The organism is Salinibacterium sp. TMP30, from assembly GCF_038397785.1.
Classification (GTDB): Bacteria; Actinomycetota; Actinomycetes; order Actinomycetales; family Microbacteriaceae; genus Rhodoglobus.
The window spans coordinates 734055-759205 of the sequence record NZ_CP151642.1 but is presented as its reverse complement, the minus strand read 5'-3'; the positions used below and the strand labels follow the sequence as shown (position 1 = coordinate 759205).

General features: G+C 59.9%; 24 protein-coding genes. 9 read left to right on the top strand and 15 right to left on the bottom strand.

Annotated features, from left to right (window positions below):
* Position 1: 1 nt before the first annotated feature.
* From AADH44_RS03675 to AADH44_RS03655, 5 genes are read right to left on the bottom strand one after another with little or no spacing between them, the layout of a single operon-like run.
* Positions 2-1780 (bottom strand): ABC transporter ATP-binding protein, encoded by a 1779-nt coding sequence (locus tag AADH44_RS03675; RefSeq protein ID WP_341954149.1) that lies wholly within the window; start codon positions 1778-1780, stop codon positions 2-4.
* Entirely contained in the window at positions 1777-3030 is a 1254-nt protein-coding gene (locus AADH44_RS03670; RefSeq protein ID WP_341954148.1) for a glycosyltransferase family 4 protein, read from the bottom strand. Before AADH44_RS03670 ends, AADH44_RS03675 begins: the two co-directional genes overlap by 4 nt.
* A gap of 3 nt (positions 3031-3033) precedes the next feature.
* Complete coding sequence (locus AADH44_RS03665; protein WP_341954147.1) at positions 3034-4020, bottom strand: Gfo/Idh/MocA family oxidoreductase; 987 nt, start codon at positions 4018-4020, stop codon at positions 3034-3036.
* Positions 4020-5120, bottom strand: a complete 1101-nt coding sequence (locus AADH44_RS03660; protein WP_341954146.1) for a DegT/DnrJ/EryC1/StrS family aminotransferase — start codon at positions 5118-5120, stop codon at positions 4020-4022. Before AADH44_RS03660 ends, AADH44_RS03665 begins: the two co-directional genes overlap by 1 nt.
* Positions 5117-5647, bottom strand: a complete 531-nt coding sequence (locus tag AADH44_RS03655) for an acyltransferase (RefSeq protein WP_341954145.1) — start codon at positions 5645-5647, stop codon at positions 5117-5119. The genes AADH44_RS03660 and AADH44_RS03655 overlap by 4 nt, the downstream gene beginning before the upstream one ends.
* Before the next feature lie 152 nt (positions 5648-5799).
* On the opposite strand from AADH44_RS03655, the gene AADH44_RS03650 reads away from it, so the two are divergent.
* The 3 genes from AADH44_RS03650 (at position 5800) to AADH44_RS03640 (ending at position 8250) form a co-directional block, all read left to right on the top strand.
* Entirely contained in the window at positions 5800-6507 is a 708-nt protein-coding gene (locus AADH44_RS03650) for a glycosyltransferase family 2 protein (RefSeq protein WP_341954144.1), read from the top strand.
* Between the two features lie 11 nt (positions 6508-6518).
* Positions 6519-6884 carry a DUF2304 domain-containing protein gene (locus AADH44_RS03645; RefSeq protein ID WP_341954143.1) on the top strand — a complete coding sequence of 122 codons (366 nt, stop codon included), beginning with the start codon at positions 6519-6521 and terminating at the stop codon, positions 6882-6884.
* Positions 6885-6954: 70 nt separating this feature from the next.
* Positions 6955-8250: a nucleotide sugar dehydrogenase gene (locus tag AADH44_RS03640; RefSeq protein ID WP_341954142.1), complete on the top strand. Its 1296-nt coding sequence runs from the start codon at positions 6955-6957 to the stop codon at positions 8248-8250.
* Here the strand turns inward: AADH44_RS03640 and AADH44_RS03635 are convergent.
* Genes AADH44_RS03635 through AADH44_RS03610 form a run of 6 tightly spaced genes read right to left on the bottom strand, consistent with a single transcriptional unit; the run spans position 8228 to position 15259 of the window.
* Positions 8228-9808 carry a DUF2142 domain-containing protein gene (locus AADH44_RS03635; protein ID WP_341954141.1) on the bottom strand — a complete coding sequence of 527 codons (1581 nt, stop codon included), beginning with the start codon at positions 9806-9808 and terminating at the stop codon, positions 8228-8230. The two genes, AADH44_RS03640 and AADH44_RS03635, sit on opposite strands and share 23 nt — an antisense overlap.
* A gap of 14 nt (positions 9809-9822) precedes the next feature.
* Positions 9823-11355, bottom strand: coding sequence for a DUF2142 domain-containing protein (locus tag AADH44_RS03630; protein ID WP_341954140.1), 1533 nt, complete (start codon positions 11353-11355; stop codon positions 9823-9825).
* Between the two features lie 47 nt (positions 11356-11402).
* Positions 11403-12758 (bottom strand): glycosyltransferase family 4 protein, encoded by a 1356-nt coding sequence (locus AADH44_RS03625; protein ID WP_341954139.1) that lies wholly within the window; start codon positions 12756-12758, stop codon positions 11403-11405.
* Positions 12755-13624 carry a glucose-1-phosphate thymidylyltransferase RfbA gene (rfbA, locus tag AADH44_RS03620; protein WP_341954138.1) on the bottom strand — a complete coding sequence of 290 codons (870 nt, stop codon included), beginning with the start codon at positions 13622-13624 and terminating at the stop codon, positions 12755-12757. The genes AADH44_RS03625 and rfbA overlap by 4 nt, the downstream gene beginning before the upstream one ends.
* Positions 13624-14235: a dTDP-4-dehydrorhamnose 3,5-epimerase gene (rfbC, locus tag AADH44_RS03615; protein WP_341954137.1), complete on the bottom strand. Its 612-nt coding sequence runs from the start codon at positions 14233-14235 to the stop codon at positions 13624-13626. The genes rfbA and rfbC overlap by 1 nt, the downstream gene beginning before the upstream one ends.
* Before the next feature lie 31 nt (positions 14236-14266).
* On the bottom strand, positions 14267-15259 hold the full coding sequence (locus AADH44_RS03610) for a glycosyltransferase family 2 protein (protein ID WP_341954136.1): 993 nt from the start codon (positions 15257-15259) through the stop codon (positions 14267-14269).
* Between the two features lie 66 nt (positions 15260-15325).
* Between AADH44_RS03610 and AADH44_RS03605 the strand changes: the two genes are divergently transcribed.
* The 5 genes from AADH44_RS03605 to AADH44_RS03585 are packed head-to-tail and all read left to right on the top strand — an operon-like array spanning position 15326 to position 20265.
* Positions 15326-16264 carry a glycosyltransferase family 2 protein gene (locus tag AADH44_RS03605; protein ID WP_341954135.1) on the top strand — a complete coding sequence of 313 codons (939 nt, stop codon included), beginning with the start codon at positions 15326-15328 and terminating at the stop codon, positions 16262-16264.
* A gap of 35 nt (positions 16265-16299) precedes the next feature.
* Positions 16300-17307: an NAD-dependent epimerase/dehydratase family protein gene (locus AADH44_RS03600; RefSeq protein WP_341954134.1), complete on the top strand. Its 1008-nt coding sequence runs from the start codon at positions 16300-16302 to the stop codon at positions 17305-17307.
* Positions 17304-18287: a dTDP-glucose 4,6-dehydratase gene (gene rfbB / locus AADH44_RS03595; RefSeq protein ID WP_341954133.1), complete on the top strand. Its 984-nt coding sequence runs from the start codon at positions 17304-17306 to the stop codon at positions 18285-18287. Before AADH44_RS03600 ends, rfbB begins: the two co-directional genes overlap by 4 nt.
* Positions 18284-19138: a dTDP-4-dehydrorhamnose reductase gene (gene rfbD / locus AADH44_RS03590; protein ID WP_341954132.1), complete on the top strand. Its 855-nt coding sequence runs from the start codon at positions 18284-18286 to the stop codon at positions 19136-19138. The genes rfbB and rfbD overlap by 4 nt, the downstream gene beginning before the upstream one ends.
* Positions 19135-20265: a glycosyltransferase family 1 protein gene (locus AADH44_RS03585; RefSeq protein WP_341954131.1), complete on the top strand. Its 1131-nt coding sequence runs from the start codon at positions 19135-19137 to the stop codon at positions 20263-20265. The genes rfbD and AADH44_RS03585 overlap by 4 nt, the downstream gene beginning before the upstream one ends.
* Before the next feature lie 13 nt (positions 20266-20278).
* On the opposite strand, the gene AADH44_RS03580 is transcribed toward AADH44_RS03585, so the two are convergent.
* Genes AADH44_RS03580 through AADH44_RS03570 form a run of 3 tightly spaced genes read right to left on the bottom strand, consistent with a single transcriptional unit; the run spans position 20279 to position 23264 of the window.
* On the bottom strand, positions 20279-21586 hold the full coding sequence (locus AADH44_RS03580) for an LCP family protein (protein WP_341954130.1): 1308 nt from the start codon (positions 21584-21586) through the stop codon (positions 20279-20281).
* 47 nt (positions 21587-21633) lie between these two features.
* A complete protein-coding gene (gene purE / locus AADH44_RS03575) occupies positions 21634-22137 on the bottom strand; it encodes a 5-(carboxyamino)imidazole ribonucleotide mutase (protein ID WP_341954129.1) in 504 nt (167 codons plus the stop codon).
* 8 nt (positions 22138-22145) lie between these two features.
* On the bottom strand, positions 22146-23264 hold the full coding sequence (locus AADH44_RS03570) for a 5-(carboxyamino)imidazole ribonucleotide synthase (protein ID WP_341954128.1): 1119 nt from the start codon (positions 23262-23264) through the stop codon (positions 22146-22148).
* Positions 23265-23367: 103 nt separating this feature from the next.
* Here AADH44_RS03570 and AADH44_RS03565 point away from each other — a divergent pair, with 103 nt between their 5' ends.
* Entirely contained in the window at positions 23368-23916 is a 549-nt protein-coding gene (locus tag AADH44_RS03565; RefSeq protein ID WP_341954127.1) for a GtrA family protein, read from the top strand.
* Here AADH44_RS03565 and AADH44_RS03560 read toward each other — a convergent pair.
* Positions 23815-25116, bottom strand: a complete 1302-nt coding sequence (locus AADH44_RS03560; protein ID WP_341954126.1) for a UDP-glucose/GDP-mannose dehydrogenase family protein — start codon at positions 25114-25116, stop codon at positions 23815-23817. The genes AADH44_RS03565 and AADH44_RS03560 overlap by 102 nt on opposite strands.
* Positions 25117-25151 lie beyond the last annotated feature (35 nt).

Here is a 25151-nt window from a genome sequence, read left to right as displayed (position 1 = left end):
GCTAACTAATCCCCGCGAGCGCAGCCTGCTCAGCGAATTCCGGGACTTGCGCAACCAACTCTTCGAAGGTACCGACAGCAACAACGCGACCATCCTGCATGAAACACACTTGATCATTATCGCGAATCGTCGAGAGCCGGTGAGCTACCGAGACGATCGTGATCTCGCCACGGAGTGAGCGGATCGCTGCCGCGACATCTGATTCGGTCTTCGTGTCGAGCGCACTCGTTGCTTCATCGAGCACGAGAATCAGGGGGTCCGAATAGAGAGCGCGCGCAATTCCGAGCCGCTGACGTTGCCCACCCGAGAGGGACATTCCTCGCTCGCCCACAGCCGAGTTCATGCCCTCAGGGCGCGACTCAACAGTCGTCCAAAGTTGTGCACGTCGAAGCGCACTCTCTACTCGCTCCGCATCAAAGTCTGTGTTCCACACGAGCGCGACGTTTTGTGCGATCGATCCCTCAAAAATCGCCACGTCCTGAGGAACGTAACCGACGCGGGCTCTCCACGACGCGAGAACGTTCTCCAGTGGCTCGCCATCGAGTTCGATCGAGCCGTCCGATGGAACCAAAAGCCCGAGAAGGATGTCAACAAGAGTGCTCTTTCCCGCCCCCGACGATCCGACAAGGCCCAGGGTGCTTCCCAAAGGAATGGACAAGTTGACGTCGTCGATTGCGGGCATCGACGATCCCTCGTAAGTAAAGCTGACATTCTCGAGCTCGAGCGACCGCGGCGCCTCGCCGATGGGATCATGACCAATGGTCTCTGCCCGCTCGATGTATACGCGCGACTGGTAGATGTCATCAATAACAGCTTGCACGTGGGGCGAACTCGCGTGTGTGACAGTGAGAACCGACTGGAAACCTGTGAGCGCTGGGACCAGCCGGAAACCCGCAACTCCGAAGATTGCGATAGCGGCGAGTGCATCGGCGAGGCCGCCTTCGACGTACGCGAAACCACCTACCAACAAGAATCCACCGATGAGTGCGGCATCCAAAACGAATTTTGGGACGGCCGAGAGGAAGTTGATGTTCGCCCGCGCTCGCGTGGTATAGATGCGGTTGGCGTGCACAACTTCTGCTACTTCTGATGCCTTGTTTCGGAGCGTGATCTCTTTGAGAGCAGAGACCATGTCGGTCATGAGAGTAGCTACCGCAAACGAGTAATCACGGTTAGCCCGTCCTGCTTGGACCGACTTGCGAGATACAACCACCGCGAGAAGTACTGCCATTGCCCCCAGGTAGAGCACGGTGATCAGCGCGGTTGCGGGTTGTGCAATCACGAGGACTGCGAAAATCGACACCGCAGTGATCACGAGTGTGGGCATTGTCATCGCCGGCAAGAGGAACGAAGAGATGGTGTTAGCGATTCCGACGTCAGCCAAACGCACAAGCTGTGCTGTGCTGCGCTTGAGTCGGTCGGACCAGGGCGCCCTGATGTACGCATTGAAAAGCTTGTCCCCAATCTCTAGCTCGTAGGAGGCGAATCGTCGAGTCGCGACCCACTGAAGGCTGATGCTCAGAATCGACTTAGTGATGATCAGCAGAGAGACCGTCAGCACGATCCATACATAGTTCTCCGTGGGCACTGCACCGACAATCGGAAGCTTCACCGGGAGATTCGCGACCATAGAGCTCAGCGAGACCGCAAGAAGTCCAAGCGCCGCAATATCGAGAATCGCCAGAGATGTCGATGCCGCGATATAACCCCACAAGAACCGCTGCGCGCGTTCCGGAAGTAACGGGACGAGTTCCCGCAGTGTCCTCAGTATCAATTTCATCGTTTCTCGTCCCTAGCTGGAGGCTCATCTCGCACATTCGCGCCTGAGACAAACGTAGTGTCAATGATGAACTGCGCGCCTGCATTTGCGATTGCGGTAATTGAAACTACCTGAGCCGCACGTTCAGCCAACGCTCCGCGCTGCACAGAGTCACGATCACTACTGAGCGCAGCAATCATCGCCTCAGCGACATGGTCGGGGCTGTAGTCAGCGACCCATCCCGCATGGAGGTCGGAGACAAATTTTGCCCCAGGGCCTGCACCCGCAAAAACTGCTGGTGTCCCGCATGCCACGGATGCGTAGAGTTTTGTCGGGAACGCAAGATCGTAGCCCACGCCGGGCTTCACGCTCGCGAGTGAGGCCACCGCCGAGCGCAGCATTTCGGCGACCTTGGTGGGAGGTACACGGGGCAAAAACTCGACCGCGCCCTCTCCAAGCTCTTTGCCACGGCGCTCCAACTCGGAACGATCGGCGCCCTGCCCAACAAAAATGATGCGGGCGTTGGGATGGGTCTCGCGCACTAGAGTCAAAGCATCCACAAAAATTGTTGCACCATGCACTTCAGAGGCAGTTCCCGCGTACAAAAAGTATGGCGAATCGTGTGGATGCTGGATGCCGTGCTCAGCAAAAAGATCAGTGTCGACTCCGTTGCCAACTTCCAGCACTCGCTCAGAGATTCCCAGCTCGGCAAGCCGCTGAGTTACTGTCGATGAGACTGAAAGCACTCCCGAAGCCCCTCGGAGGGCCCATAACTCGACCGCACGAACTGCCCTCACGACGACGCTATTCGCCACGGTTGTCGATGCATCTGACCAGATATCGGCGGCGTAGTAGAAGTACGGGATGCGGCGAATTGCGCACACCCCGCGAACGACTGCTGCCGTCGTCGGGGGCGGCTCGACGACAACCGCTTTGATCCCGCGCGCGAAAAGGAGGCGAGCGGCAAGTGGCACATCAAAACTCAAATATTGCAGGTACCCGCGCACGTAACCATCTTTATTGCGTAGTACAGGGAACCGTCGAACGATAACGTCGTCGTCAACAGCCTCGTTAGCGCCTCCCACGTCTGGCGTAAACGTGGAGGTAACGACGACCGTGCGCGCTCCGGAGCGCGCTAGTGCAGTGGCTAAGGCAGCGAGACGGAACGACGCCGCCGCCGGCTCTGGTGCGAATATCCGTGAAACGATTGCCACGGTACCCATGAAGCTCGGCTCAGGGGTGTCAGAGCGCACGGTGGGGTTCACGCTCATGACTCAAAAACTCACGGACTGTCCTGTTCGAGCGGACTCAATCACGCCCTCAACTACAACGAGCGTGAGCTGCCCCTGTTGCATCGTCACGATCTCGCTCGGAAGGCCGAGCACTGCGTCGCGGAACGCCTCATGTTCGACGCGAAGCGGCTCGCGCTTCGGGAACGCGAAGCGCGTGACATCTCCCTCGCTGACACCTCGAAACGCCGTGACAGATTCCCATTCCAATGGGAAAGTACCGTTGGCATAAAGCGTCAAGTCGCCAGTCGAAGTATCTGCAACGAATGTTCCAGTCTCGCCAGTCACGATAGTGACTCGTTCCTTCATAGGACTCAACCAGTTAACAACATGGTTGACGATAATTCCGTTTGCCAGTCGACCAGACGCAATAATCATGTCCTCGTACTCGCGCCCACTCTTGAGTGCGGTCTGAGCAAAAACAGTCGAATAGGTGCTCTGTGCTACCCACGCCGTAAGGTCGATATCGTGAGAACCTAGATCTTTGCCCACGCCGACATCAGCGATGCGGGAGGGGAAGGGGCCCTGTCTCCGGGTAGCGATCTGGAAGACTTCACCCAAGTCCCCTGCGGCAATTCGTTGCCGCAGCTGCTGGAGCGCTGGATTGAACCGTTCAATGTGCCCTACAGCGCCAATGAGTCCCGCGGACTCAAAAGCATCCACCATGCGTTGACCGGCGTGGACGGTCTCAGCGATAGGCTTCTCCACCAGAGTGTGAACACCAGCAGCGGCCAGCTTGAGCGCGGCATCCTCATGAAACCGAGTCGGCACAGCGACCACGGCGATGTCGATTCCGACAGCAATGAGTGACTCGATATCGGAGAGCACGGTCAGCTCCCCTGCTACTCCGTGCGGGTCGCCGCCCGGGTCAGCGATTGCTACTAGTTCGACACCATCTATATCCCGAAGCACACGCGCATGATGTCGGCCCATCATTCCTACACCGAGCAACCCTGCCCGCAGCGCCGCCATTAGCTTCCCGCCTGAGCGAGCGTATTGACTGCGCTGACGATTCGCTCGAGATCTGCGCGAGAGAGCGAAGGATGCACGGGCAGTGAGAGAACCTCTTGGGCTGCTTTCTCTGTCTGAGGCAGTTCAAGATCAGGAGCGAAGCGAGTGAGGGAGGGCAAGCGGTGGTTCGGAATCGGATAATAGATCCCTGAAGCCACGGCGAACTCATTGCGCAACGCAGCGGCAAAACCATCTCGGTCAGCTTCTACACGAATCGTGTACTGGTGATAAACATGTACCGCATCGTCCGCGACCGGTGGCGCGACCACACCGCTGAGATTCTCATTGAAGAAAGTGGCATTCGACTGACGAGTTGCCGTCCATCCATCCACCTTTGTGAGCTGAACGCGGCCGATCGCCGCGTGGATGTCCGTCATTCGCGCGTTGAAGCCGATGACTTCGTTTTCGTACTGGCGTTCCATTCCCTGGTTGCGCAGAAGTTTGGTGGCTCGAACGAGCTCGGCTGAATCACACGCGACCATTCCGCCCTCACCACTCGTCATGTTCTTAGTGGGATACAAGCTGAACATTCCAAACGTTCCGAATGTACCTACTTGGCGCCCGCCGAGCGAGGCACCATGAGCTTGCGCCGCATCCTCGAAGATCATCAGACCGTGCTTCTGAGCAATGGCTACGAGTTCGGTCATCAACGCTGGATGCCCATAAAGGTGAACCGGCATGATTGCTCGGGTACGCGGAGTAATCGCCGCTTCGACTGCGGCCGGGTCAATGCTGAAATAGTCGGGTTCGATGTCCACGAACACCGGGGTGGCCCCCGTGAGCGCGACGGAATTCGCGGTCGCCGCGAACGTGAATGAGGGAACGATTACTTCGTCCCCTGGCCCGATACCTGCGGCAAGCTGGCCGAGGTGTTGTCCGGCAGTTCCCGAATTCACGGCAACGCACTCCCGAGCATCGACGAAGTGCTCACCAAACTCTTTCTCGAAAGCAGCAACTTCTGGCCCTTGCGCTACCATTCCGCTGCGCAGAACTCTGTCGACGGCTGCTCGCTCGTCGTCGCCAATGATTGGTCGCGCTGCGGGGATGAGTTCCAGGCTCATGCGGTCACTTCCTCTCTCAAAAATCCATCGATCTCGATGTACTTGTCACCAGACTGCGGGCACACCCAGGCGCTCTCTGATTGGACGAGACGCATTCCCGACTTACCGACCCACCCGATTCTTCGAGCGGGCACACCAGCAACAAGTGCAAAGTCCGGAACGTCTCTGGTCACGACGGCCCCGGCAGCAACGGTTGCCCACCGCCCAACTTCGACGGGAGCTACACATACAGCGCGAGCACCAATAGAAGCGCCTGTCTTGATGGTGACACCCACAGGAGTCCAATCATCTGCGCTCTTCACTGAGCCATCAGAGGATATAGCGCGCGGATATGTGTCGTTGGTCAGAATAACAGCGGGGCCGATGAATACACCCGCTTCCAGAACTGCGGGTTCATAAACAAGAGCGTAGTTCTGCACTTTGCAGTTATTGCCGAGGACAACACCAGAACCGATGTAAGCGCCCCTGCCGACGATGCACTGCGTGCCGAGAACGGCGTTTTCGCGCACTTGTGCGAGATGCCACACGGAGCTACCCTTACCGATTTGTGCACTCGCTGCTACATCTGCCGAGGGCTCAACCCTCGCATCTGACAATTCATCCACAGGAAATGTGACTCCAAAAATTGCGGCAGGAATGCCGAACTGCAAGGTTATCGCGTTCTGACAGAATGGACGCTATGCATACCGAACCAAGCAGCGAGGCCGCGGCGCCAGGACTCGACTATTCGACTTGGATCGTTATTCCCCTCTATAACGAAGCTTCCGTCATCTCGGGTGTTGTTTCGGAGCTGCTAGGTCAGTTCGCGAATGTGGTGTGCGTAGACGACGGCAGTACAGATGGTTCAGCACAAGCAGCCCTCGACGCCGGTGCAAGGGTTCTCACTCATCCGCTCAATCTTGGGCAGGGCGCGGCGCTGCAAACGGCAATCTCCTACGCAGTAGCTCAGCCTGGCTGCGAGTACGTCATTACCTTCGACGCCGATGGACAACACAGAATCATCGATGCCATCCACATGCTCGAGCGAGCTCGCACCGAGAAACTAGACATCGTCTTCGGTTCTCGTTTTCTGGATGATCGCACCAACCCCGGAGTGCTCAAGCGCATCGTGTTAAAGACAGCGGTCGGCGTAACCAATCTCACGACCGGCTTGAAACTAACCGATGCGCACAATGGTCTCAGAGTTCTGAGTGTGCAGGCAGCATCACGACTAAATCTTCAACAAGACCGCATGGCCCACGCGACTGAGATTGTCTTGCAGCTTGGCCGCACCGGGCTTCCTTGGGGTGAAAGTCCTGTAGAAGTGCTCTACACCGACTACTCGAAAGCAAAGGGCCAATCGCTGCTCAACTCGATCAATATTCTTTTTGATCTCGTAGTGAACTAAGAGGTACGCAAATGCTCATTCAAATAATTCTTATCGTCGCCCTGGTGGCAATCGCCTTCTACTTGATTCGAGCAACGCCGAGCGCCCGCCACCTCGCCGTGCGACGCATGCTCGTTTTCCTTGCAGTCATCGGTGGAATCGTCGTTATTCTCTCACCGGGATTGCTCACCTCGGTCGCCAATGCGGTGGGTATCGGCCGAGGAACTGACCTGCTGCTGTATGGATTCATCGTCGCATTTCTCCTCTATGTCGTCACAGATTTCAAGCGCTCTACTCAGCTGAGTCGCGCGAACACGCAACTCGCACGCAAGCTCACGCTCGCGGAGGCACACTTGCAGGATGAAATCTCTCGACGGGGTTCCCACCCCGACGACTAAAGTCGATTATCTGACCACTTCGGTGTTCGCTGATCGCCCACCACCGTTAATTAAAAGGACTCGTTCTCTAGTGAAAATCGCAGTTGTTGCCCTCGGTAAGATCGGCCTCCCTCTGGCCGTTCAATTCGCCTCGAAGGGGCACGAAGTTGTAGGCGTTGACATCAACGCCGAGTTCGTCAACCTCATTAACAAAGGCATTGAACCATTCCCGGGTGAAGCACACCTGCAGGAGCACCTCAGCGAGCTTGTGCCCGCAGGCAACCTGCGCGCGACCACCGACTACGCTGACGCCATTCCGAACGCCGACGCCGTGGTGCTGGTTGTGCCACTTTTCGTCGACGACGATGCCAAACCAGATTTCGGTTGGATGGATGCTGCCACCCGGTCGCTCGGCGAGCACCTCACCCCTGGCACTCTCGTTTCTTACGAGACCACGCTGCCGGTCGGCACGACCCGCAACCGCTGGAAGCCACTTCTCGAAGAAGCCTCCGGACTCACCGAGGGCGAAGACTTCCACCTCGTCTTCTCTCCCGAGCGCGTACTCACCGGCCGCGTCTTCGAAGATCTTCGCAAATACCCCAAGCTCGTTGGAGGGCTCTCGGAGGAGGGCGCGAAGCTCGCAACAGACTTCTACAACGCAGTGCTGGACTTCGACGCGCGCCCAGACTTGGCCCGAGACAACGGCGTCTGGGATCTCGGTTCAGCAGAAGCTTCCGAACTCGCCAAGCTGGCAGAAACTACCTACCGCGACGTCAACATCGGGCTTGCCAATCAGTTCGCACGCTTCGCCGGCAGGAACGGTATCGACATCTACGCGGTGATTCAGGCCACGAACTCGCAGCCATTCAGCCACATCCACCAGCCCGGAATCGCAGTCGGCGGTCACTGCATTCCCGTCTACCCCCGCCTCTACCTCTGGAACGACCCCGACGCCTCTATCGTGCGCGCCGCCCGCGAAGCAAACGCAGGAATGCCCGAGTACACCATCGGACTCCTTGAAGGCGCACATGGCGATGTCAGAGGCGCCCGCGTTGTCGTGCTCGGCGCCGCCTACCGCGGAGAGGTCAAAGAGACCGCGTTCTCAGGCGTTTTCGCCGCCGTGGATGCTCTGACCAGCCGTGGAGCGACCGTGCTCGTCCATGACCCGCTGTACACCGACGAAGAGCTCACCAAACTTGGCTTCGTCCCGTACCACTACGGCGAACCGATCGACGCGGCTGTAGTGCAGGCCGATCACAAGGAATACCGCACCCTGAGTACCGAGCAACTCCCCGGGATCCGCACGTTCGTTGACGGACGCCGTGTGAGCAGCGCCGAGCAGTGGCCAGGAGTGAGCTACCGCGTTATCGGGAAGCCGGCAGCATAACCTTTCGGTCGGTCTCTATCTCGGTTGCTCGCGCTGCCGCGATAGACATTTCGCGGGCCAAGATCGCGACCAAGCCAGCGAACGCGAGTGAGCCTATACCCCACACCACCATGGGTGCTGGCGCGCCCGACCAAAACCACTCTGCCCCTGCGTCAAGGTTCCAGCCAGGAACGTCATTGCCCGTTACGTAGCGGCGCATATTCATGTGAAGCGCCACGAGATTGGCAGCACTCAGAGCAATAACGACGGCGATTGTTTGCGTCCGACCGAGCGCAAAACGCTTGCGTCCCGCCTGTAATACTAAGAGCCCGCCCAGTAGCACAATGAGCGGGAGGATGTAGCGGGGCTGTACTTGCTCCCCCACTTTGTCTCCTCCCTGCGTGAGAACGTAGGTGGGTAAAGCCCACAGCACGAAACCAACACCGGCGATGACAATCGCTTTTCGGCCATTCAGAACCGAGAGTCCGACAAACCCGACGCCGATGAATGCGGCCAGCGCGAGAAATGTCACAGATTCAGGGATGGGGGTGTCAAGCCAACCCAGCGCCCAGCCTCCGAATGCTCCCGCCCAAAGCGAGGGCACGTTAAGGAAGTTGTAGGCGAGGAGCCCAAAACCTGCCAGGTTTGCCGCAGCGCCCGCAGCTTGTTCGGTTCCAGCGACAACAGTGTCTTGACTACTGAACCCACTGATCCCACTCGCGGTTTGGCGCGACGTGAGGAAGAAAGCCGCTGAAACCACGATCATCAGCACAGGCAGTACCGCCAAACTCCAGAAACGTCGAGAATTCTCGAAGGCAATGATCGCGGCGACGCCAATGCCCCCCACGACGTAAAGCGCCGAATCTCCCCGGGACCCTGCTGCCATAAATACCGCGACAACAAATAGTCCGCCTAACGCGATCCTCTTCGCAGACGTTGGCGTTTCGAAATAGCCCAATAGCGCAAGCCAAGCTGTGCCGACGCCGGCGACCGCCCAACCGCTCGGATTGTTCGATGCCAGCAAGAACATGCCGAGCGGGACCGTGGAGATGAGCCACCCCCACACAAGTGCCGGCCGCCTACCCGTGGGCAAGAGCAGATACAGTGCCGCCGTGATTGCGACGAACAGTGCAACATTGAACAGCCTCATAGCCATGACCGACGCGAGGATGTCTTCTCCGACAAAGTTGCTCATCACCGAGTAGTAGAGGGGTGGATAGGCGCCCACAAAATTGCCACGGTTTGTCTCGACAAGCTTGTCGCTGTCGTAGTCGAGTCGTGACTGGCATGCGGCGCTCTCATCACTGAAGAATGCATAGCAAGGTGACTGCAGGACGGTTTGAGGAACCATCCGAGTTTTGGGCGACTCTCCGGGCTGACACAGATCGGAATCCCCTGTCGAGCACCAAATGCTTACCAAATGGTAGTCATCATCGGGTGCGGCACCCATCGGTGAAGCCAGCGCCCAGGCCGAGAGGGCGAGCAAAGCAAGCACCGGCGCCAGATAGATCAGCCGGAATCGTCCGAGAAAACGGGTGCGCGCGGACGCAGAAACATGTCCAGAGCGGCCGGGTACCATTCGTACAGGCTATCTCAGAGACCACGAGCGCCGTGCGGCTGTGTGGAGAGGTCTATTGGGTCCTCCTCAGATTTGGCCAGAGCCGTAGCCCGGTGTGCGGGAAGCAGAAGCGCCAGCGCCGCCGTGAAACACAGCGAGCCGACCAACCACGCAACGTTAGGTGTGGCGATTAGCGCCCACCACCACTCTCGACCCGCATCAAGGTTGGGACTCAGGGCATCAATTCCGGTGACGTACCGCCGGATGTTGAGATGCAGGGCAACAAAGTGAGCTCCGGATAGCGCAACAACGATCAGCCACACTTGCGCGCGCGCGAAGCGCACGCGCTGGCCGCTCGCTGTGAAGAACACCGCGCCGACAAAGACAACGATTAGCGGTAGCAAGTATCGCGGCTGAAAGTCGTCGCCGACATCTTTTCCGGCGAGCACCAGAAGTGTCACCGGAATCGCCGCAAGCGCCGTAGCTCCCAAAACCACAACGAGTGTTTTTCTGGCAGAGCCTGCACGCGCAGCAACGAACCCTCCGCCGATAAGCGCAGCAAGGCCGCTCACCCATACGATGGCAGGCATCGAAGTATCTAGCCAGCCGAGGCCCCACGACTGGCCGAAGATTCCCGTCCAAATCGACGGTACTTCGGTGAGGTTGTAGGCGACTCGAGAAATGATGACGCCCAAGCCGAGCTGATCATCTACGCCCCCCGCGACGGTCTCCGCAGAGCGCGAAGCGCGGAACAGCAATGCACAAATGACAAAGCCTGCCACCGGCAAGAGCGACGAAAGCCAGAAGCGCCGCGTGCGGCGTGCTGACAGCACTACGGCGGCAAAGACTGCGACCACAAACAGAATCGTTGCATCGCTGCGAGAGCCGGATGCCATCACTGCGCTCAGTAAGAAAAGTGCGCCAAGCGCGACACGCTTTCGACCGCGCGCCTCATAAAAGCCGAGCAGGGCAAGCCAGCCGTAGCCGACGCCCATAAGAGCCCATGCGCTGGGGTTGTTCGATGAGAGCACGAACAGCCCGAGCGGCACCGTAGTGAGTGCCCACTGCCAAACAAGGATCTGGCGACGGTTAACAGGAAGCAGGAGGTAGAGAGCAACGCCCAGCCCCACAAACAGGGCGATGTTAACGAGGCGCATCACGAGAACGGAGGCGTGGACATCAGGTCCAACAAACACGCTCATGGTCCCGTAGTAGACGACGGGATAGCCTCCCGCGAAGTTGCCTCGTTCGGTCTCTTCTGTGGGGGGTGCGGTGAAATCGAGTTGATCTTGGCATTCGGCGCTCTTTTCGGCGTCGTAGGCGAAGCAAGCAGGGTCGGCAACCGCTGGCGGGACGAGCCTCGTGCCGGGGTCGCCACTGGGCGCACAATAGTCAGAATCGCCGGTCGCACACCAGATGCTAGTCAGGTGAAAGTCATCATCGGGGCTTGAGCCGACGGGCGACGAGAGCGCCCACGCTGCAAGCGCAGCGAACACCAGAAAGGGCGCCACAACCAGACCGATTCGACGGTCTGAGCGTGACAACACGGAGCGCACGCCAGTCAACATGAGACAAAGCTAACGCGAGCAATCCCATAAAAGCCTGTGAGCACGCCCTAGCGACGTAACCGGGCGAACGCTTTGTCTACTGTCGCCTTCACACCAGTGTGCCGAAGGTGGTGCCATGCCATGCGCAGGTCGTGCCGAAGACCGTACGGTTTGCGCACTTTTCGGCCCAGCATGACGCCACGGCGACGAGTTGCCTCATGATCGGCAGCATGGTGCGGATGCGCAACGAAGTTGATGAGCGGTGCAAGAGTGCGCTGCCAGTAGAAATCCTCCCGCACGCGAGCGACGTTGCGCGTGCACTCGGCGATAAAGGCCTCGTCGTACAGCACGCGGTCGAGGGCCGCGGCGAGAGCATCCACATCCTGAGCGGGCACCGTAAGGCCGAGGCCCTCAGTTTCGATGAGGTCCGCAAAGCTGTCCCCTTCGGTAACCACCATGGGTAGTCCGGCCCAGAGATAGTCGAGGATGCGGGTGCGAAAAGAGAACGTGGTCTCGATGTGTGACATGTGGGTGCTGACTCCGGCATCCGCCTCGGTCAGGTAGTTCTGGCGGTCGGCGTAATCAACCCACTCTTCGTTGAAGAACACCGACGTATCGAGAGCGCCCAACTCAGCAGCGAGATCGTGCGATTCGCGCACAATACCCATCTGGTCGACGCCCGGATGCCGGGTGCCCAGAAAGTAGAGTTTGGCCGTATCGCGCGTCTCCGCCAGCTTCGCAACGGCACGGATCAGAGTCTTCGGATCGAACCAGCTGTAAACGCCACCGCCCCAGATCATGAGCTTGTCGCCGGCGCTGATGCCGGGAACTACGCCCTTGAGAGTGTCGCGGGTGTGGGCAGGGGGCGTGCCTTCGAGCCCAAACGGGACAACGCTGAGCAGGTCCTCAAGGTGCGGGTCATTCTCGTAGGTGGTGGGGCTGAGCCGCCCCAGAGCGGCAAGCTGACCGAAGTAGAACAGTCGCTGGCGCTCGGAGGCGCACATAAAGAAGTCGCCGAGAGCGAGTTGCTCATTAAGCACTTCGGTTGCGGTGGTGACGCGCAGCTCCCAGGTGGCGCGCGCAAGCTCGCGACCCTGTTCGAGCATCTCGAGGTGCATGGGGTCGTAGATGTCGACGACAGTGATCTTGTCGGTCGTGCGCAACACCCCAAACTGGCGCATGGCGTGGCCCTGGAATACGACGACCTCGCACCACCGCTCGAGCTTCGCGAAGGCGTCATTCTCCCCCGGCGTGACGAGCGTGAGCTCGAAATGAGCATCCACCTTCTGCAGCTTCGTGGTGGTCATCAACGTGACCTCGTTGCCCGCGTCGGCGAGCGCGAGAGCCATATTCCACGACCGGATCGCAGGGCCTGCCATCCGAGGTCCAATCGGATCACCCGTGATGATCAGTACCCGTGTCACCGCGCGGCCGCCAACAGTCCTTCAAGGTATACGCCGTAGCCACTCTTGACGAGGGGGGCTGCGAGGGTGGCGAGCTGATCATCCGAAATCCACCCGGCACGCCACGCGATCTCTTCAATACACCCAATTTTGTAGCCTTGGCGGTCTTCGATGACGCGCACGAATTCGGTGGCCTGAACCATCGACTCAAACGTTCCGGTGTCGAGCCAGGCGGTGCCACGATCGAGCACATCCACCTGCAGGTTGCCGCGGTCAAGGTAGTGCTCGTTGACGGTCGAGATTTCGAGTTCACCGCGAGCACTTGGCGTGATCGACTTGGCGATCTCAATAACCGAGTTGTCGTAAAAATAGAGCCCAGGTACCGCATAGTTGCTCTTCGGCTCGAGCGGCTTCTCTTCAATCGACTGGGCAATGAAGTTCTCGTCAAACTCAACAACACCATAGGCTCGCGGGTTACGCACGTGGTAGGCAAAGATCAGCGCACCATCAACATCGTTATGCTTGCGCAGATTAGAGCCCAGCCCAACGCCGTGGAAGATGTTGTCACCGAGCACGAGCGCCACCTTCTCGTCGCCGATGAACTCCTCGCCGATGATGAACGCCTGCGCGAGACCATCCGGTGAGGGCTGCACGGCATAGCTCAGCTCGATGCCCAGTTCGCTGCCATCGCCCAGCAAGCGCTGAAACTGCGGTTGGTCATCCGGTGTCGTAATAATCAGAATCTCGCGGATGCCCGCACTCATCAGAGTCGACAAAGGGTAGTAGACCATCGGCTTGTCGTAGATGGGCATGAGCTGCTTCGAGATGCCCTTGGTAATGGGCCACAGGCGTGTTCCGCTGCCGCCGGCCAAAATGATTCCGCGCATTAGTTGCGTTCCTTTCGGTTCGCCTCGTAGTGCTTCTTTACGGCAGCGTACGACGGCAGTGAGCCGTCGGCTAGCCGTTGGGCAAGAGTGGGCGCTTCTTTGTCTTTGGGTGAGAGCACGAGGTCGCCGAGTTCCGGGGGAAATTCGAGACCAATCTCAGGATCGAGAACGTTGATGTCGTGTTCCGCGCCAGGCTTGTAGATGTCGCTCACTAGGTAGGTGAGTGTGGCATCGTCGGTGAGCGCGATGAAAGCATGACCAAGACCCTCGGCAACGTACACGGCACGACGGTCAACGGTGTCGAGAATGACCGAGTCCCACTGACCAAACGTCGGTGAGCCCTCTCGGATGTCGACCACGAAGTCGATGCCGGCACCGTGCGTAACAGTGACATATTTGCCCTGCCCGGGAGGAACATCCGCATAGTGGATGCCCCGCACTACGCCGCGCTGCGAGACCGACGTGTTGGCCTGCCGAAGGTCAAGGGGGTGACCGATAACCTCTTCGAGCTTGTCGAAGCGGTACCACTCCAAGAAAACGCCGCGGTCATCAGCGAATTGTTTAGGGGTGATTTCGTAGGAATCGGGCACCGAGAGTTCACGTATCTGCACACCCGGAATCCTACCCGGCGAGTCGTGGAAGTCAGTCGACGGGCTGCACGACGTCGCGCACAGCGTCGAGCGGGCCACGGCTATACCGCCGATAGTTGCCCGCCAGAAACGCTCGCGTTACTGCGGGAATGCGGCGAAGATGACCCTCGGGCAGCGAACTACGCATGCGTTCATGATCGAGCTTCGCGAGTGTGCGCTGCACTTTTTCGTCGCTCACTCGGGCGCCTAGCCGCTGGAGTCGGTCGAGAAGCACGCTCATGTTGGCCTCGAGCCGAGCATTGCGGGCCCGCCGCGGTTCAACCATGCGACGGAACTTGCCCGCCACACTCAACTTGGTCGCCCCGATTTGGTTGGCGCCGTGCTGACGGTAGTCAATCGTGGGGTGATCAATGAAATCGGTTGAAGCGACCGCGGCCGCAATCACTCCCAACCATTCGTCATGCACCCACCCTGCGGGGAACGGTGCCGCATACTCCACGAGCGATCGGCGAAACACAGTGCAGGCACCGGTCACCAGATTGCGTCGCAGCAGCACTGAAAACGCGTCACCGGCGTGGATGCTCGCCACCTCGGCTGCGCTCACCCCGAGTGCCTCGGCAAGCGTGTGACCCAGTGGCTGCCCGTGCGCGTCGACGAGCCGAGCATCACTGTGGATGAGCGAAACCTCTGGCCGCGCAGTAAACTCGGCCGCGAACAGCTCAAGCCTCCCCACATGCCACACATCATCCTGATCGCTCAACGCGATGAGCTCGCCGGTGCACGCACGAATCGCTTGTTCAAAATTCTTGGTCACACCCAGCGGCGGAATATTTTCGAACACGGTGAGTTCAACGGAGGGATAGCGGGCCGCGACCTCTCGAACGCGGGCGATCGTGTCATCGCTGGAGGCATCATCCGACACCACAAGCTGCTGCGGCGCTGGCACCTGCTCGAGAATGCTGACGAGTTGGTCGTCGATGTAAGCGGCGCCATTGTGCGTGCACAGGGCCACCGAGATGCTGGGGGTCGACTGGGGCGCGCTCATTGCTCCAGACTACGGCGGCGAGGGTGCAGCATTGCGCAACGCCAAGCCAACTATCATTGTTGAGTTATGCCTGCCGATTCCACCTCCGGGGTGCTCCCCCGCGTCGCAGTGCTACTGGCAACCCATAACGGCCGCCGCTGGCTTCCCGAACAGCTCGATAGTGTGCTGGCGCAGTCCGGTGTAGAAGTTGAGGTGTTCGCACGCGACGATGCCTCGACAGATGGCACCGCCGAGTGGCTTGCCGAACGTGCCACCGCCGAATCACGGCTGACTGTCATTCCGAGCGATGGCGCTTCGGGCAGTGCGGCGGCAAACTTTTACCGCCTCATTCAGCTGGTTCCGGCTGACCGCGAGTTTTATGCGTTTTGCGATCAGGATGACATCTGGGTTCCCACCAAACTTGCGTCTCATGTGCGATTGAGTGCCGCGCTCGGGGTTGACGGTGTCTCCTCAAATGTGATGTCGTTCACTCCCGACGGCGAGCAGAGCCTCGTCAAGAAAGACTTTCCGCAGCGCCGCTTCGATTACTTACTGGAGAGCCCCGGCCCAGGCTCAACGTTCCTCATGTCGAATCGACTCGTTGCCCTCGCACGGGACTACCTCAACTCTCCCGACACAACGAAGCCACCGCAGTACCACGACTGGTTGCTGTATGTGTTGGCGCGGGCACACGGCTGGACGTGGCACATCGACGGCGTACCTACCGTCGAGTACCGCCAGCATGACGCCAACGTTATGGGCGCCAATGTTGGTGCTCGTTCCGCAATTTCACGACTGTCGCTGGTTCGCGAACAGTGGCATCGGGGTCAAGCACGCCTGCTAACCCGTGTAGCCCTCAGCGTTGCCGACGAGGAACATCGACCAGAACTTCTCCGGATGCAAGACCTCGTCGAACGACGAAACCTGCGTGCCCGATGTGCCCTGGCTCGTCGCGCGACACAACTCAGGCGACGCCCAAGAGATCAATGGATAATTGCGCTATTGATTGGCGCTGGTGTGTGGTGAACGGACAATCTGTCGTGAATGGACAAGGCAACTCTATGAAGATTCTCGTCGTCGGCGGCAGTGGCTTTATCGGCACTCGACTGCTCGAAACTCTGAACGAGCAAGGACACCAATTCACCAACTTTGACCGTCAGCTCTCGCCGCGCTTTCCTGATCAGACCGTGACCGGGGATGTGCGGTCTGCTGAAGAACTCACTGCCGCCAGCGCCGGCCACGACGCAATCATCAACCTCGCCGCCGAGCACCGCGATGACGTTTCTCCCCTCAGCCTGTACACCGAGGTCAACGTTGGAGGCGCCCACGCCATCGTTGCGGCAGCCGAAGCCAACGGCATCCAGCGCATCGTGTTCACCAGCACTGTCGCGCTGTACGGACTTGACAAAAACAACGCCGCCGAAGACTCGGTGCCCGAACCCTTTAACGAGTATGGCCGCTCGAAGCTCGCCGCCGAAGGTGTTTTCACCGCGTGGGCCGACGCGGATGCTGCACGGTCACTCGCGATCGTGCGTCCCTCAGTCGTGTTCGGCGAAGGCAATCGCGGCAATGTGTACAACCTAGCCAAGCAGGTTTCTTCTGGCCGTTTCATCATGGTCGGCAAGGGCGAGAATAAAAAGTCGATGGCGTATGTGGGCAACATTGTTGGCTACATTGCGAGCCGACTTGATGCCCCCGTCGGAATCGAGATCCGCAACTTCGCCGACAAGCCCGACCTCTCAACGAAAGATCTCATCTCGATTCTGCGCGACGAAATGAATGTGCACGCGGCGAGCAACGTGCGTCTACCGCTGGGGCTGGGGATAGCTGCGGGCCACGTTTTTGATGCTGCGGCTAAAATCACCCGACGGACGTTTCCGATCAGTGCCGTGCGCATCCGCAAGTTTGCTGCCGACACTACGGTGAACACCGACCGTCTTCGTGACTCCGGCTACACCGCCACGTACAGTTTAAACGAGGCTCTCAAACGCACACTGGCCTCGGAGTTTCCCGCCAGCAGCGCGTCGGCTTCGGCCGCAACGCCCCACACCGACAGGAACCCCTCATGAAGCTTCTCGTGACCGGCGGCGCCGGATTCATCGGCTCCAACTTCGTTCGACGCACCCTCGAAGACGCCTACCCCGGTTTAGCCGGAGCAGATGTTGTCATACTTGATGCGCTGACCTACTCGGGTAATCTGGAAAATCTGGCTCCCGTTGCCGACTCCCCCCGATACACCTTCGTTGAGGGCGACATCCGCGATGCTGTCCTGCTCGACAAACTGCTTGTCGACATCGACACCATTGTGCACTTCGCTGCCGAGTCGCACGTCGACCGTTCGGTGCGCGATGCCAGCGCATTCGTCGAGACCAACGTGCTCGGCACCCAACGTCTACTTGACGCCGCTCTGCGCGCAAAGACCCCGCGCTTCGTTCACGTCTCCACTGACGAGGTATACGGCTCGATCGACGAGGGCTCGTGGGATGAACTGCAGCCGCTCGAACCCAACTCTCCCTATTCGGCCTCGAAAGCTGGCAGTGACCTGCTTGCCCGCAGCTACTTCCGCACGCACGGCCTTAACCTGTCAATCACGCGGTGCTCAAACAACTACGGGCCATACCACTTCCCCGAAAAGCTGATCCCGCTGTTCGTCACGAATCTGATCGACGGCAAGCACGTTCCGCTGTACGGCGAGGGAAACAACGTGCGGGACTGGCTGCACGTTGACGACCACTGCCGAGGCATCGCACTCGTCGTCACCGGTGGTCGCGCTGGCGAGATCTACAACATTGGTGGCGGCACTGAGCTCACCAACAAAGAGCTCACCCAAATGCTTCTCGATCACACCGGCACCGACTGGTCGTCTGTTGACCGCGTTCCCGACCGACTTGGTCACGACCTACGCTACAGCGTCGACATTTCCAAGATCAGTGCCGAGCTCGGCTACGCACCCCAAGTGCCGTTCGACACCGGACTTGCCGAAGTCGTTCAGTGGTACCGCGACAACCGTCAATGGTGGGAACCGCTCAAGGACAAGGCCGTGCTGTGACCCGAATTGCGGTTGTCGGTGCCGGCGGAATGCTCGGTACCGACCTCATGCGTGCGCTCAGCGGCCGCGACGCTACCGCACTGACGCGCAACGAACTCGACGTCACCGACCGCGAGGCTGCACTCGACGTGCTCAGCGGCTACGACGTCATCATCAACACCTCGGCATACACGCGAGTGGATGACGCCGAAAGCGACGAAGAGGCCGCTCACCTCATCAACGCGGTTGGTCCCCACAATCTCGCCCTCGCCGCGGCGACGCACGGGTCACGACTCGTGCAACTCTCTACCGACTACGTGTTTGACGGCACGGCCACAGAACCCTACGCGGAGGACGCTCCTCGGCATCCGGTGTCCGCGTATGGCCGCACAAAAGCTGCCGGCGAATTGTTGGCTCTTGAGCACAACCCTGGCCGCACGGCGATTGTGCGCACAGCGTGGTTGTACGGCCAGCACGGTTCGAGCTTTCCCCGCACGATGCTGAGGCTCGCTGCAGATCGCGAAACGCTCGACGTGGTGAATGACCAGCGCGGCCAACCCACCTGGACAGGCGATCTGGCCCGGCAACTTATCGCACTAGTCGATGCTGGCACCCCCGCCGGAATATTCCACGGCACCAACGGCGGCCAAGCCACATGGTTCGACCTAGCGCAGGCAGTGTTCGTTTGTGCCGGACTTGATCCTGATAGGGTCAAGCCGACCGACAGTTCAGCCTTTCAACGGCCTGCGCCACGACCGAGCTTCTCTGTGCTTGGCCACCAAGCGTGGCTCGATGCGGGGATTGAACCAATGCGTGATTGGAAGCAGGCACTTCACGACGCCTATGATTCAGGAGCATTGACTGCAGAATGACCACTCTCCGCGTCATCATCGACGAGATGCTCTCGCCAACTCACGGCAGCGTCGCCCGATACTCAGAAGAGTTGACGCGAGGACTCATTGCTAGTGCGCCAAGCAACTGTTTCGTTGAAGCGTTCGTGTCGGCATCGACTGAGGCGGAGTACGCACTCATCGCCGAACGTTTGCCAAACCTCGCGAAGCTCCACAAGAGCGCCCTCAGCCGCCGCGAACTCCGTGCTTCGTGGCAACACGGTTTCACGAAGGTTCCCGGTAGCGGAATGCTGCATGCAACGAGCTTGCTCGCCCCGCTGCGCCGCCATGACCGTCTCAATCGTGGAGATCAGATCGTCGTCACCGTGCACGACACGGTCGCGTGGACGCGGCCAGAGTCCCTCGGCACCCGCCGAGCAGGCTGGAGCCGCGCAATGCTCAAGCGCGCAGAAAAGTATGCGGACGCCATAGTCGTTCCCAGCCACACCGTCGCCCAACAGCTCGAGTCAATCGCCAGCTTTGGCGACCGTGTTCGCGTCATCAGCGGGGCAGCAAGCACGAGCTTGCGCGTCCCCGACAATGTCGAGGAACGAGCAGTCGAGCTTGACCTGCCCGAGCGCTTCCTGCTCGCCATCGGCGGGCTCGAACCGCACCGCGGAAACGACCACCTCATCCACGCATTGCGCGACCTCGATGACGACGTCATCCTAGTGCTGGTAGGGCCAGAACCCGAAGACGAAAGCGTTGCCGCCGTCGTCGCGGCCGAGGGACTCAGCCCCGAACGCGTTCGCTGCCTCGGCACTCTCAGCAACGAAGACCTGTCGGTAGCATTCGACCATGCTGCAGCGTTCGTCTATCCGAACCTCGAGGTTGGATTCGGGATGCCCGTACTTGAAGCACTGTCGTTCGGCATTCCCGTGGTGCACTCCGACGCCCCGGCGCTGCTTGAGCTTGCAGCAGATGCCGGCGTTGTTGTGGAGCGCGAGCCAGCCGAAGGTTACGGTGAAGCACTGGCCGAAGGAATCAGTCGCGTGCTGAACGACGCTTCGCTAGCCGAGCGCATGTTCTACGCCGGTCAAGATCGCGCCCGCGCCTTCAACTGGCGCATGTCTGCCGAAAAGGTGTGGCAACTCCACGCTGACCTTTAGGGCCAGCCACTAACTATTCGGCACCTTCGTCGACAAGAGTGGGTGCTGTGGCTGCGGCGACGAGCTCACGAATGTACTCGAAGTCGGGGAACTCGGGCACGATGTCGTTCGCGGGGACCAGCTCAAGCGAGCCGATCGGCAGAGCCCGTGTCTTCGATGCGAGATTCACGAAATACGGCAGGCTCCCCTGGGGGATGTCGGTCTTGACGACCTTGGAGCTGGCTGCGGCAATCGCCTGAACTTTCGTGAGCACGTTGGCTGGCGTGAACTGCTCGATGACCGCCTGCTGCAGTTGGCGCTGGCGCCCCATGCGGTCATAGTCAGTAGTGTCGTGCCGCGAACGCGCGTACCAGAGAGCGTGGTATCCGTCCATGACCTGAACCCCAGCGGGGATCCATTCAGCGACGATCGTAAATTCGGCATCCGCATGGATCGGCACCGGCTCCGCAACGTTGATTGTGACACCGCCCAAGGAGTCGATCAGGTCAGAGAAGCCCTGCATATCGATGAGAGCGTAGTACTGGATGCCGAGCCCGGTTATACCCTCAACCGCGTCGCGCATCGCTTCGATGCCCGGCGAGCTGCCGTTGGCGGCCGCATCGGGGTAGAGATCCGGAGTATTGAGCTCCACTTCGGTGTAAATCGAGTTGAGGAGGCACACGTCAACGTCACAACCGTAGGCCCCATAGCCATCCGGATACTTATCGGCCAGCGGTGAGCCTGCAACGAATGGGGCGAGTTCCATGTTGCGCGGCAAGCCAATGAGCACGGCCTCCCCTGTCTCCGCATCGATGCTGGCAACAGTGATGCTGTCGGGGCGCAACCCTTCACGATCGGCTCCGGCATCCCCGCCGAGCAGCAAGATGTTGTAGCGACCGTCGATGGGTTCCTTAGTGGGGGCGGCGATAAAGACATCGCTGAGGAAAGAATTGGCGGTGGTCGCGACGTAGGCGCCATACCCTGCGGTGCCCGCTACGGCGAGGAGCACGATGGCACTAAACGCGGCGACGAAGGTACGTCCCGTGGGAGTGGCACGCCCCAGATTCGCGAGGTGCCAGGCGTTGAGGGTCAGAATGAGCCACAGAACGGCATAGAAAGCCAAGATGAGGGCAATTGCCCAGAGCCCCAGCGTGCTGCTGCCGATCGTGAGCAGCACCATTGGCGCGGCAAAGGAAAGCAGCACGCTGATGACGACGATCAGCACGAACAGGAAGCTTGCGACGACACCGAAACGACCGAGCTTGCGGTTTCCCGCAAGAAGTTGAGCGGAGCCGGGAATGAGCACGTTGAGGCCCAACAGCCACCATGCGCGTTTTGTCATCGTCTCCGGCGACCGATCGGCCGGCTGGCGGAGGGAACTCGCTGTGCTCACAGGCTCGCGTTCAGTGCGGCGTTTTTATCGTCAACGAGAGCCTCAAGCTGCGCCGCATAGTCGGCAAGTTTTTGGGTCAACTCGGCGTCGCCAGATCCAAGAATCCGGGCAGCCAAAATTCCGGCGTTGCGCGCTCCCCCGATCGACACCGTCGCAACAGGGATACCCGCAGGCATCTGCACGATTGACAGCAGCGAATCCATGCCGTCGAGGCGCGCAAGGGGAACCGGCACACCAATAACGGGAAGCGTTGTGACCGATGCCAGCATTCCGGGAAGGTGAGCGGCGCCGCCAGCACCCGCAATGATGACTCGGATGCCGCGGCCAGCCGCCTCTTTGCCGAACGCGATCATCTTCTCGGCACTGCGATGCGCAGACACCACGCTCACTTCGTGCGCAATACCAAAATCTTTGAGCGCCGCTGATGCGTCGACCATCACGTTCCAGTCAGAGTCTGATCCCATTACGACGGCTACTTGCGGTTGAGTCACGGAACCCATGCTAGGTGTCAATCCGTGAGAATCGTTGCTGCGGCACGCGCGCGGTACATGACGTCATCGAGGTCATCGCCGCTCACATTCACGTGGCCGACCTTGCGGCCGGGGCGTGGTGCTTTGCCGTATTCGTGAAACTTCGCCGTCGGCTGGTTGGCGAATGCGGCGGGATAACGGTCGGCGATGGTTCCGGATGCTGGTCCCCCGAGAACGTTGATCATGACCGTCCACGGCGAGCGGGCATCGGTCGCCCCCAGAGGGAGGTCGAGCACGGCACGCAAGTGTTGTTCGAATTGGCTCGTGACCGCGCCATCCATTGTCCAGTGCCCACTGTTGTGGGGGCGCATCGCGAGTTCGTTGATGAGGAGGCGTCCATCGGTGGTTTCGAAAAGTTCCACAGCGAGGACGCCGGTGACTCCCAGCTCGTCAGCAACGGCGCGAGCGATGGTGGCGGCGGCTTCGGTGAGTGAGTCGGTGATCGACGGCGCGGGCGCGATAACTTCAGCGCACACCCCATCTTTTTGAACCGACTCGACCACGGGCCACAGCGCGATCTCGCCGCGCGGGCTGCGGGCTGCCAATTGCGCGAGCTCACGAGTGAACGACACCAGTTCTTCGGCCAGCAGCGGTGCGCCCGCATCAAACCAGTCAGCGACCTCGCTCGAATCGGAGACGATGCGCACGCCCTTGCCGTCATAGCCACCGCGAGGCGTCTTCACGACGACACGACCACCATTGGCGACCAAAAACTCATCAAGTTCCCCCGACGTCGCAACACTCGCCCACACCGGAACCGGCAAACCGAGCCGGCTCAGCTCGTGTCGCATCAGAATCTTGTCTTGCGCGACCGCTAACGGCGCAGGCCCCGGATGCACGGCAACACCAGCATCGACGAGCTGAGTCAGCACATCCTGAGGCACGTGCTCGTGGTCGAAAGTAATGACGTCAACGTCGCGGGCAAAAGCGAGAACGGTGTCGGCATCCGTGTAGTCGCCGACGGCTGTCGCCGCCAACTGAGCCGACATTCCCTCACCCTCCGCGAGGACGCGCAGCTCAATCCCGAGCTCGATTGCGCGCGGGATCATCATTCTGGCCAGCTGGCCCCCGCCAATTACGCCCACGATCGGTGGCACTAGTGACTCCTACACTGTCTAAGATGATGCCCAGCTTCGGGCCTAGCTTGGCGCGTTAGACTTCCAACCGCCCTGCCCCATTCTTGTCTACTGTGGAGATCACATGCGAAAGCTGCTCGGCCAATTCTTACGTTTCGGCGTAGTTGGGCTCGGCGGGCTCGTGATCGATGTCGCAGTATTCAATCTGTTGCGGATCACAATCCTCTCACCCGACGTTCTTCACGAAGGACCGATGGTCGCAAAAGTGATCTCGACCACCCTGGCCATCGGTGCCAACTGGGTCGGCAACCGGCGCTGGACTTTTGCTACCGCCGGTCGCATCGGAGCGGCCCGGGAAGGCCTAGAATTCGCCGTCGTCAGCGTTGCCGGGATGGGAATCGGCGTACTGTGCCTGTGGGTGTCGCACTACGTGCTGGGCTACACATCGCTGCTCGCCGACAACATCGCCACCAACGTTATCGGTCTCGCACTCGGCGCTGTGTTCCGCTTCGCCCTCTACCGCTGGTGGGTCTTTCGGCCGGGTCGTGGCCTGCTCGCCGCCGACGTGGCGCTAGGGGCGACCGAGCGCGCGAAACGTCCAGCCGGCATCGCGCCACTGCACCGGGTTCAGACAGTTGCGACCGTCGAGGATCGCGCGCACCGCAACGACTGAACCGAGCTCGGCAGGGTCAATCTCGCGGTACTCGCGCCACTCGGTGAGCACCAGCACGATATCGGCATCGCGGGCTGCTTCCGCGGCGGTTGCAACATAGTCGAGATCAGGATGCAGTCGGCGTGACGTATCAATTGCTTGCGGATCTGTTGCACGCACGCGGCCACCCAGCTCAGCGAGACGTGCTGCGACATCAAGTGCCGGAGAATCACGCACGTCATCAGAATCTGGCTTGAAGGCAAGCCCGAGCACCGCTATTTTGGCGCCTTCGATAGTTCCGCCAAGCACTTCCCGACACAGGTCGACCATGCGCTCACGCCGACGAAGGTTAATTGCATCGACCTCTCCCAAGAAGTTGAGCGCATCGCCAGCACCCAACTCCGAGGCGCGCGCCATAAATCCTCGGATGTCCTTCGGTAGGCAGCCCCCACCGAAGCCGAGGCCGGCATTCAAAAAGCGGCGACCGATTCTTTGGTCGTAACCAATGGCATCCGCAAGCTGGGTCACATCTGCCCCGGTAACCTCAGCAACCTCTGCCATCGCATTGATGAACGAGATTTTGGTGGCCAAGAACGCGTTAGCGGCGACCTTGACGAGTTCCGATGTTGCGAAATCCGTGATGACACGAGGAATGTCTTGGGCGAGCACAGAGGCATACACCTCATCGAGCACTGCGACCGAGTGGTCGTCTCCCGGGCGCACTCCATACACAAGGCGATCTGGGCTAATCGTGTCTTTCACGGCATAGCCCTCGCGCAGAAACTCTGGATTCCAGGCCAAGTGTGCGCCGACCGCTTCGATGCGCTCCGCAAGGCGCTGAGCGGTTCCGACCGGCACAGTTGACTTTCCGACAACGACATCGCCAGGCGACAGGTGGGCAACAATCCCGTCAAAGGCCGACTCAACTGCCGTGAGATCCACCGCGTTTGAGTCGTCTTGCTGAGGCGTGCCGACCGCGATGAAGTGAACAGTGGCCCCCCGAGCGAGACTCATATCGGTACTGAAGGCGAGCCTGCCCGAGGAAAGGGTTTCACTCAGCAGTTCGGGCAGACCCGGCTCATAGAACGGGGCGTGAGCCGAGGCCAACAGGTCAACTTTTGCCTGGTCGATATCGATTCCGATTACGTCGTGGCCAAGTTTTGCGAGAGAGGACGCATGAACAGCACCGAGGTAGCCGCATCCAACAACTGAGATCTTCACGCTGCGCACCCTATCTGATCAGGGTTGATAGAACG